9 protein-coding genes and 1 pseudogene are annotated in these 8,832 nt (G+C 72.6%); 7 read left to right on the plus strand and 3 right to left on the minus strand.

Annotated features, from left to right (window positions below; all coding sequences use genetic code 11):
• Nucleotides 1–163: 163 nt before the first annotated feature.
• The 3 genes from ACWCRB_RS47350 (at nucleotide 164) to ACWCRB_RS47360 (ending at nucleotide 1,993) form a co-directional block, all read left to right on the plus strand.
• Nucleotides 164–1,129 carry a zinc-binding dehydrogenase gene (locus ACWCRB_RS47350; RefSeq protein ID WP_451001998.1) on the plus strand — a complete coding sequence of 322 codons (966 nt, stop codon included), beginning with the start codon at nucleotides 164–166 and terminating at the stop codon, nucleotides 1,127–1,129.
• Nucleotides 1,130–1,214: 85 nt separating this feature from the next.
• Entirely contained in the window at nucleotides 1,215–1,424 is a 210-nt protein-coding gene (locus ACWCRB_RS47355; RefSeq protein ID WP_105975866.1) for a helix-turn-helix domain-containing protein, read from the plus strand.
• A complete protein-coding gene (locus tag ACWCRB_RS47360; RefSeq protein WP_451001999.1) occupies nucleotides 1,424–1,993 on the plus strand; it encodes a Clp protease N-terminal domain-containing protein in 570 nt (189 codons plus the stop codon). The genes ACWCRB_RS47355 and ACWCRB_RS47360 overlap by 1 nt, the downstream gene beginning before the upstream one ends.
• A 71-nt stretch (nucleotides 1,994–2,064) precedes the next feature.
• Here the strand turns inward: ACWCRB_RS47360 and ACWCRB_RS47365 are convergent, their stop codons facing one another.
• The 3 genes from ACWCRB_RS47365 to ACWCRB_RS47375 form a co-directional block, all read right to left on the minus strand.
• A complete protein-coding gene (locus ACWCRB_RS47365) occupies nucleotides 2,065–3,066 on the minus strand; it encodes a helix-turn-helix transcriptional regulator (protein ID WP_451002000.1) in 1,002 nt (333 codons plus the stop codon).
• Between the two features lies 1 nt (nucleotide 3,067).
• Nucleotides 3,068–3,949, minus strand: a complete 882-nt coding sequence (locus ACWCRB_RS47370; RefSeq protein ID WP_451002004.1) for a DUF4097 family beta strand repeat-containing protein — start codon at nucleotides 3,947–3,949, stop codon at nucleotides 3,068–3,070.
• A 145-nt stretch (nucleotides 3,950–4,094) separates the two neighbouring features.
• Nucleotides 4,095–4,274 (minus strand): DUF6104 family protein, encoded by a 180-nt coding sequence (locus ACWCRB_RS47375; RefSeq protein WP_003992906.1) that lies wholly within the window; start codon nucleotides 4,272–4,274, stop codon nucleotides 4,095–4,097.
• Between the two features lie 204 nt (nucleotides 4,275–4,478).
• On the opposite strand from ACWCRB_RS47375, the gene ACWCRB_RS47380 reads away from it, so the two are divergent.
• The 4 genes and pseudogenes from ACWCRB_RS47380 to ACWCRB_RS47395 form a co-directional block, all read left to right on the plus strand.
• On the plus strand, nucleotides 4,479–4,922 hold the full coding sequence (locus ACWCRB_RS47380) for a CU044_2847 family protein (protein ID WP_451002001.1): 444 nt from the start codon (nucleotides 4,479–4,481) through the stop codon (nucleotides 4,920–4,922).
• Complete coding sequence (locus ACWCRB_RS47385; protein ID WP_451002002.1) at nucleotides 4,919–6,910, plus strand: VMAP-C domain-containing protein; 1,992 nt, start codon at nucleotides 4,919–4,921, stop codon at nucleotides 6,908–6,910. The genes ACWCRB_RS47380 and ACWCRB_RS47385 overlap by 4 nt, the downstream gene beginning before the upstream one ends.
• On the plus strand, nucleotides 6,907–8,007 hold the full coding sequence (locus tag ACWCRB_RS47390) for an AAA family ATPase (RefSeq protein WP_451002003.1): 1,101 nt from the start codon (nucleotides 6,907–6,909) through the stop codon (nucleotides 8,005–8,007). The genes ACWCRB_RS47385 and ACWCRB_RS47390 overlap by 4 nt, the downstream gene beginning before the upstream one ends.
• Nucleotides 8,004–8,832, plus strand: a pseudogene (locus ACWCRB_RS47395) (SAV_2336 N-terminal domain-related protein); the annotation flags it as partial. The gene ACWCRB_RS47390 and the pseudogene ACWCRB_RS47395, both read left to right, overlap by 4 nt.

An 8,832-nucleotide genomic window follows, 5' to 3' on the forward strand; every position in this document is an offset into this window, starting at 1 on the left:
CGTCCGGCGTTTGAGGACGAGCGCGTTCAGCGCGATACGGGGGTTCGGGGGCAGCGCCCCCGAGGATGGGACGGGTAGGGGCGGCGGGGGCGAAATCAAGAGGGCGTGTGTCACAGGGGCGTGCCGTTCCCACCGGGGGCGGCGGGCCCCTATCGTCGACGTCATGTTCGCTGCCTACGCCGCCCGCATCGACCCCGACCACCCGCTCAACGGGCTGGAGTTGGGCGACCGCCCAGCCCCGGAGGCGCGCCCCGGCTGGGCGACCGTCGACGTCAGGGCCGCCTCGCTCAACCACCACGACCTGTGGTCCCTGCGCGGAGTCGGACTCCCCGAGGACCGGCTCCCGATGATCCTCGGCTGCGACGCCGCCGGCGTCGACGCGGACGGCAACGAGGTCGTCCTGCACTCCGTCATCGGCCAGACGGGGCACGGCGTCGGTCCCAAGGAACCCCGTTCCATCCTCACCGAGCGCTACCAGGGCACCTTCGCCGAGCAGGTCGCCGTACCCGTGTGGAACGTCCTGCCCAAGCCCAAGGAGCTGTCCTTCGCCGAGGCCGCCTGTCTGCCTACCGCCTGGCTGACGGCGTACCGCATGCTCTTCACCAACGCGGGCGTACGCCCCGGCGACTCGGTGCTCGTGCAGGGCGCCGGCGGCGGTGTCGCGACCGCCGCGATCGTGCTCGGCAAGGCGGCGGGCCTGCGCGTCTTCGCCACCAGCCGGGACGAGGCCAAGCGGAAGCGGGCCGTCGAGCTGGGCGCCGTCGAGGCGGTCGAGTCCGGCGCACGGCTGCCGCAGCGTGTGGACGCCGTGATCGAGACCGTCGGCGCGGCCACCTGGTCGCACTCGGTCAAGTCGCTGCGGCCCGGCGGCACGCTCGTCATCTCGGGCGCCACCAGCGGCGACCGCCCCTCGCACGCCGAACTGACCCGCATCTTCTTCCTCGAACTCAAGGTCGTCGGCTCGACCATGGGGACCAAGGACGAACTGGAGGACCTGCTGTCCTTCTGCGCCGCCACCGGCGTACGCCCCGTCATCGACGAGGTGCTCCCGCTGGACAGGGCCCGCGAGGGCTTCGAACGACTTGAGTCCGGCGAGCTCTTCGGCAAGATCGTTCTCAGTACCTCCTGATCGTCATCGTCGTTCACTGGTTTTCACCTGCCCCAAGTTGTCAACTTGGGTTGACGTGGCGCATGTGTCAACCTATGTTGACACCATGACCGAAGCAACAGATCTCGCCGAGCGCGCGGGCGACCGCGACCCGCGGGTCGGGCTGCGGGCCGTCTCCGCGCTGCGGAAGCTGGTCGAGCAGTTGGAGGCCGTGCAGGTGCGCGGTGCGCGCAATCAGGGCTGGTCGTGGCAGGAGATCGCCGCGGAACTGGGTGTCAGCAGGCAGGCCGTGCACAAGAAATACGGGAGGCAGTGATGTTCGAACGGTTCACGAACGATGCGCGCGCCGTGGTGCGGGGTGCCGTCGAGCACTCCGAGCGCGTCGGCAGCCGGTCCGTCGACGCCGAGCACCTGCTGTTCGCGCTGCTCGACCGCGAGGCGAGCCGGGCCTCCTTCGCGCTCGCCTCGCTCGGGCTCGCCGCCGACCGCAAGGAGCCGGTGAAGGCCGCCCTCGCCGACGCCCGGCGCCGCGCCGGACTGTCCCAGGCCGAGACGGACGCCCTCGCCGGGCTCGGTATCGACGTCTCCGACCTCGTCTCCCGCGTCGAGGATGTGCACGGCGTCGGCGCGATGTCCGGCGACCGCAAGGACACGGGCTGGTGGTCGGGGCGCCGTGCCTTCAGCCGGGACGCCAAGGAGGTGCTGGAGAGGTGCCTGCGCATCGCGGTGGCCCACCGGGACCGCCGGATCGGCGACGAGCACATCCTCCTCGCCCTGACGGCCCGCCCCGGCGTACCGGCGGAGGTCCTCGCCGATCAGGGAGTCACGTACGAGGCCCTGAGCCGTGTGCTGTACGGCGGGGGTGAGGCGAAGGCCGCCGGCTGAGGGGCTCCGGCCGACGGGCTCGGGGTGAGGCCCGTCGGGCGGGTGCCCTGCGGCCCTCGTCCCTCTCCCGCTCACACCTTCGGCGTCCGCAGCGCCGCCCCCACCAGCGCTGCCGCCGCCGACAAGTGGCCGCGGATCTCCAGGAGTTGGGGCTCCGTGACGCCGTGGTCGCGGGCCGAGTCGCGGATGTCGTCGCGGAAGCGGTCGAGGAGACGGTCGAGGTCGCGGGCCGGATTGCCGGTGGACTCCTCGTGGGCCCAGGACGGTTCGTAGCCGGCCGGGAAGTCCGGGGGAGTGTCCGTGTACGTCGGTTCGTGCTCCGGTTCCGGTGCCCTGGTGGTCGTGGCGTTCGTGGCGGTGGTGGCCGTTGTGGTGCCGTTGGGGCGGGGGAAGCCGAAGCCCTTGCCGAACTCGCCGAACTCCTTGGCCAGTTCGGTCAGGCCCTCCCGGACCCCCGTCGGCCAGTCGCCCCGCGTGAAGTGGTCCTGGACCTGTTCCTGGACGCGCCTCGCGATGCGCTGGACCTCTTCCTGGGCCTGGGCGCGGGCGTGTTCCTGGGCCTCCTTGGCCTGGCGCCTGGCCCGCTGGGCCTCCTCACGGGCCCGGCGGCTCTCGTCCTTCGCGCGGCGGGCCTGTTCCTTCCATTCCTGCTTGATACGCCGCATCTCCTCCGCTCCGGAGTCCCTGCGCGCCTCGCTCGCCGCCGCGCGCACCTCCCTGCGCAGATCGCCCGCCGCGCCCCGGACGTCGGCCCGGATCTCGGCGGCCAGTTCGGCGACCGACTCGCGGATCTCCAGTTCCAGATCGGCCAGTTCGCCGCTGCGGTCGGCCAGTTCGGCGCGGCCCGCGTCCGTGATGGAGTACACCTTCCGACCGCCCTCGGTGGTGTGGGTGACCAGGCCCTCGGCCTCCAGCTTGGCCAGGCGGGGGTACACGGTGCCCGCCGACGGCGCGTACAGCCCCTGGAAGCGCTCCTCCAGGAGGCGGATCACCTCGTAGCCGTGGCGGGGGGCCTCGTCCAGCAGCTTCAGCAGGTAGAGACGCAGACGGCCGTGGGCGAAGACGGGGGGCATGTCAGAGCACCTTCTTGTTCGCGAGGTCTGTCGGGCCGGAATTGTCCCCAGGGGCGGTCCGGTCCGTCGATTCGTCCTCCCGCTGGGGGCGACGGAGCAGGGCGATCGAGCCGGAGACCGTCGTCGCGCGCAGCTTGCCCGTGCCCGCGCCCAGCCGGCCCGTGACGCGGTGGGCGCCCCACTGGCCGTGGACGCGGAGGCCGTCGAAGGCGTTCGAGATCGTGCCGCTCGCCGTGTTCGCCTCGACCTCGGCGTCCGCCGGATGCGGGAGCCGGATGGCGATCTCGCCCGAGACGTTCGTCAGCCGCACGTCCGTCGGGCCCTCCGGGTCCAGGTCGACGATCATGGAGCCGCTCACCGACTCGGCGCGCACGGACGGCCCGGAGCCCTCGACGACGGTGAGGTCGCCGGAGACGGAGTTGAAGCGCAGATCGCCGGTGACCGCCTGGGCCTCCAGGCTGCCCGAGACCGTGTCGGCGCGGACCGGGCCGGAGAGGCCGACGAGGGTCGTGTCGCCCGTGACGCCCTTCACCACCGTCGGCCCGTCGACCCCCGAGACCACGGCGCCCGCGCCGACCACGCCCACCTCCACGTGGGTGCCGGCCGGGACGGCCAGGGACACCACCGCGTTGCGTTGCCAGGCCCTGCGGTCCAGCAACTTGAGGAAGCCCTTCCAGGGCAGGTCCTCGTACGCCACCGTCAGGACGCCGTCCTCCTGGGTCACCACCAGGGGTGGGCCCTGGATCTCGGAGACCTCCAGACGCGCGGAAGCCTCGTCCGTACCCACCACGTTCACCGTGCCGTTCACGATGCGTACGTGCAGGCCTGTGACGGGTTCGTCGAAAGTGAGTTTGCCGGGCTCTTTGACGGACCACTCGGACATCGTGGACATGGTGCGGACCCCCTGGACACATGGACACAGCATGACGCGCCATATCGCGTCTTCCGCTATTCACGATATATCGCGGTCACGGAAAGTCAAGACACCCGTTCGGGGGAGACCGCACTCAAGACACCCGTGTCGAGACCTACTCGTCGTCCTCGTCGTCCAGCCGTGCCAGCCAGGTCGCCAGGCGCTCCACCGGCACCTCGAAGTCGGGATTGAGGTCGACGAAGGTCCGCAGCTGCTCCGCGAGCCACTCGAAGGTGACCTCCTCCTCGCCGCGCCGCTTCTCCAGCTCTTCGATGCCTCGGTCGGTGAAATACACGGTTGTTCTCCTGGGGACTGCCGGGCCATGGGTCGTACGCCTCCAGATTATGCGGAGGCCGGACCCGCCCCTGGCGGCGGTCGTCCGTTGCCCGGACGGGGGGTTGTCCACAGGTTGTCCACATTTCCCCACGCGCTCGTGTCCGCACAGGCACAATGGCATCACTGTTAGTCACCATGCTCGGGGGACGCCGTGGAACAACGCGTGATTCAGGAGATCCGACTGCCCGGGGGCGACACCGTCCTCGCGCGGGTCAGTGTGCTCGACCCGGGCGAAGTACCGGGCGGCGCGGACGAGTTCTCGTACGAGGACGTCGGGGCGCTCGACCACATGACGGCACGGATCGACCAGCTGAACGAACTCGTCCGGGGCGTCGGTTCGGCCGTGTTCGACGCGGCACGCGCGGTCGGACCCGACGAGGTCAGCGCCACCTTCGGGGTCGAACTGGCCGTGAAACCGGGCAAGGCCGTCGCCCTGCTCGCCGACGGCGAGGCCAAGGCGGCCCTGTCCATCACGCTCACCTGGCGGCCGGGGGAGAACGGCGACCGCGTCGACGGCACGACCGCCGCAGCCGGTCTGATCCCCGGCCCCACCCCCGCCCCTGCCCCGGTCCCCGTTCGCGACAACCAGAGCACCGGGACGGTATGACGGCGGAGAAGCTCGACGTGCTGGTCACCCGGGCCACCGTACGGATCGGGCCGGAGAGCGAACCGGAAAAGCTGTGGGGCAGCGGCTTCTTCGTCGCGCCCGGATGGGTCCTCAGCTGCGCCCACGTCCTGACCCTGAAGGTCGGCCCGGCGGGCGTCGGCTCCTTACGGGTGAGGGTGCGGGGACACGGCGGGCTCGATGTGCGGGCGCGGCCCGCCTACTGGTTCGGCGGCGGGACGGACCCCGAGCAGGACCTCGTCCTCATCCGGCTGACGGAAGACGTGACGCACACGTGCGTGCGGCTCACCGACCGCTATGACGCGCCGAAGGCCGCCGTCACCGCGTACGGCTGGTATTCCCTGCCCGACGGCACACCCGAGCGCTGGAAGGGGGAATCGGTGTGCAACGGCAAGGCACATGCGCACAGCCTGACCCTCGGACCCACGGTGGAGATCCCGCACGGGGCCTCCGGCGGGCCACTGCTCGACTGCCGGCGCGGAGTGGTGGCCGGCGTCGTCAAGGCACGCCGGTCACAGAAGGACGGCGGTCTGGCCGTCGCGGCAACCGCGCTGCGCGGGTTCCGGCACGCCGTCGTCGTGGGGCCCGGGGAGGACAAGGCGGAACGGGGCGAACTGGGGGACAACCCCTACGCGGCCCTGATCCGCGCCCATGACATCTGGCACCAGAGCGCCATGGGCGGCGGGTCCTGGGTGAAGGCGCAGGACGGAATGGTCGCGGACGGCGAGCGCCGGTGGGGACCGCGGGACAGCGCCGAGGCCTCCGCGCTGCTCGCCAGGCTGCCCGAGCCGGATTCGCCGGTGGAGCTGGAGCAGGTGATCGAGCGCGTTCTCGGCGACGAACCGTTGTGGCAGGACGAGGTCGCCCCGCGCGACTGGCGCGACGGGCACGGCTGGCTTTACGACCACAAGAAAGAGGGCGCCGACCTCGTGTCGCTGCACTATCTGCGGGTCGTCGCCCAGCTGTGCGGGCCGCAGGCCCCGGTCCCCGCCGCCGAGCTGGAGCGGTGGGTGGAGTCGCGGGCCGGGAAGCTGCCCGACCACGAGCGGGCGCTCCTGATGGGCGTGGCCCCGGGCGCACCCGCGCCCTGGTCCGATGCCCCGCGTGCCCAGGGACGGCGTGCCCACCCCCGGGGGAGCGACCGCGCCGAGGACGACGAAGGGCCGGTCGTCGCCGTCGAGTTGGAGCCCGATCTCTTCCGGCCGAAGGACCGCTTCCACTGGCGTATCTGGACCTGGATCGGCGGCGCCGAGACCGTGCAGGCCGTGGACGAGGACTTCGACGGCGAAGGAGTCTCCCTCGCCGACCTGGAGGAGGCCCTGACCGGGCCGTTGATGCGCACCTTCGGTCAGCTCGACGGCGAGCGCAGGGCCCGCCTCGAAGTCGCCCTGCCGGTCGAGCACTTCGGCGTGGACGCCCGTCTGTGGCAGCCGCGACCGGCCGTCCGCAGTCTCCGCCAGCGTCCCGACGAGCGGCGCTTCGGAGTGCACCGACAGGTCGTCCTGCGCTCCCTGAAGCGGCGCGGTGAGCCCGCGTCCGTGTGGCGCGAGCGCTGGCGCGGAGTCGCCGAGGGCGAGCCCAAGGCGCTGTACGTGCAGTCGGAGGCCTACGCCCGGCGGACCCTCGACGAGGGGCCGCCGGGCGCGGTGCCCGTGCTGTGCCGCACGCCGGCCGAGAGCACCGGGTCACTGTCCCGCGCGATCGCGGCCGGCTACGGCGTCGCCCTCTGGAACCTCAAGGCCGAACACCCGCACGGCTGCGGCGCCGACTGCGCCGAACTGCAGGTCCGCGCGGACAAACTGCTCAGCTCGGCCGGCCGGGGGACCGCTCTGCCCGAGCGCCTGCGCACCCTCCGCGAGGACTTCAGCCTGGCCGCCCCCGACACCGACTGGGTGGAACACCTCGCCCTGCTCTACGACGATCCGCGGCGCCCGATCCCGCTCTGCGACGACCTGCTGGAGTCCCCTTGACGAGCACCGACACCCGCCGCCCGGACTGGTTCATCTACCGGGGCGTCGGCGGGCCGCACGACGGCATCGGCCGGCTGCCCGCCCCGCCGCCCTGGCGCGACTTCGACGGCGAGCCCGGCGGCACCGTCGTACCGCCGCTCGGCTCGGAGTCGACCAGACGCCTCGGGACGCGCGGCGACCGCGGTATCGCCTGGCGGACGGAGGAACTGGAGCTGATCAACGCGGCGTTGTATCTGCGCAGGCCGCTGCTGGTCACCGGTGACCCCGGCTCCGGCAAGTCCACCCTCGCCCATTCCATCGCGCACGAACTGGGCCTGGGCCGGGTCCTGCAGTGGCCCATCGTGAGCCGCACGACCCTGCGCGACGGCCTGTACACGTACGACGCCATCGCCCGGCTCCAGGACAGCCAGATGGCGAAGGTGCGGGGCCAGGCGCACACCGGGGCGCCGTCCGGTGACACCGCCCGCGGGCACACCGAGGACATCGGCGAGTATCTGCGGCTCGGCCCGCTCGGCACCGCGCTGCTGCCGTACGACCGTCCGCGCGTCCTCCTCGTCGACGAGCTGGACAAGAGCGACATCGACCTGCCCAACGACCTGCTGAACGCCCTGGAGGAGGGGGAGTTCCGCATCGCCGAGCTGCAGCGCATCGCCCGGCGGCAGACGGACGTCCAGGTCCTCACGGACGACGACGAGCGGGCCGCGGTGAAGGGCGGCCTGGTCCGCTGCCGGGCCTTTCCGATCGTCGTGCTGACGAGCAACGGCGAACGCGACTTCCCGGCCCCGCTGCTGCGCCGCTGCCTCCACCTCGACCTGCCCTCGCCGCGCGACGACGCCTCGGGCCGGGCCCGCCTCGAAGCCATGGTCGGCGCCCACTTCGGCGGGGCGGGGGCCGGAGCCGGCGGGGACGGGGACCTGATCAGCGCCTTCCTCGACTCGGAGCCGGGTGCCCTGCGCGCCGCCGACCAGCTCCTCAACGCGATCTACTTCACCCAGGAGGCCGTACGGGACCGGGGCCCGGACCGGCAGCGGCTGGCCGAGCTGCTGATGCGGCCCCTCGACCAGGGTGAGTACGGGAGCGGCGGACCGCGCGGATGACCTCACCCGACGGGCGCCTCGGCGAAATGGCCGACCGGCTTCGCGGCCTCGGCGGTGTCGAGCCGTCGGCGCGCGAGCTGGCGGAGGCGCTGTGGCTGGCACGGTTCGTGTCCCCGGCGGAGCTGAGTCCGCCGGGGACACCGGCGTCCGCGGGCGACCTCGCGACCCGGCGCGAATCCGCCGCGCCGCACCACGCCGACGCGCCGGTGGGCGACCGGGGCGGGCCCGCCGGGCCGGCCGCCCTGCGCACCCGTCTGCACGTCGAACGGCCCCGGCTCGCCCGGCCGGACCCCGCACCGGGCGACACGGACGCGGGCTTCGTCCGGATCCGCGTCCCCACCGCCACCGCGCTGCCGCACCCCCTCGCGCTCCAGCGCACTCTGCGTCCGCTCCAGCACTACCGCCCGCCCGTCCGGCTGCCCGCCCTCGACCTGGACGAACAGGCCACGGCGGAACAGGCGGCGGAGACCCGTCTCGTCCTTCCCGTCCTGCGCGCCACCACCCGCCGCGAGGCCCGCCTCTGCCTCCTCATGGACGTGTCGACGTCAACCGGCGTGTGGAACACGGCATTCGAGGAGCTGCGCCAGTTGTGCGCCGGGCTCGGTGCCTTCCGCGAGGTGTCCGCGTACTACGTCCGGGCGGGCGCGGACGGCCGCCTGGTGGTCGCGACCGGCCATGACATCGGCGGTGACACCGGCCGGGCGCCGCGCGCCGCCGAGCAACTGCGCGATCCGACCGGCCGGCAGCTGACCCTCGTACTGAGCGACTGCGCGGGCCCGTTGTGGCGCTCGGGGGCGGCTCTCCCGCGCGCGAAAACGCCTGCGC

It is taken from the genome of Streptomyces sp. NPDC002156, from assembly GCF_053593675.1.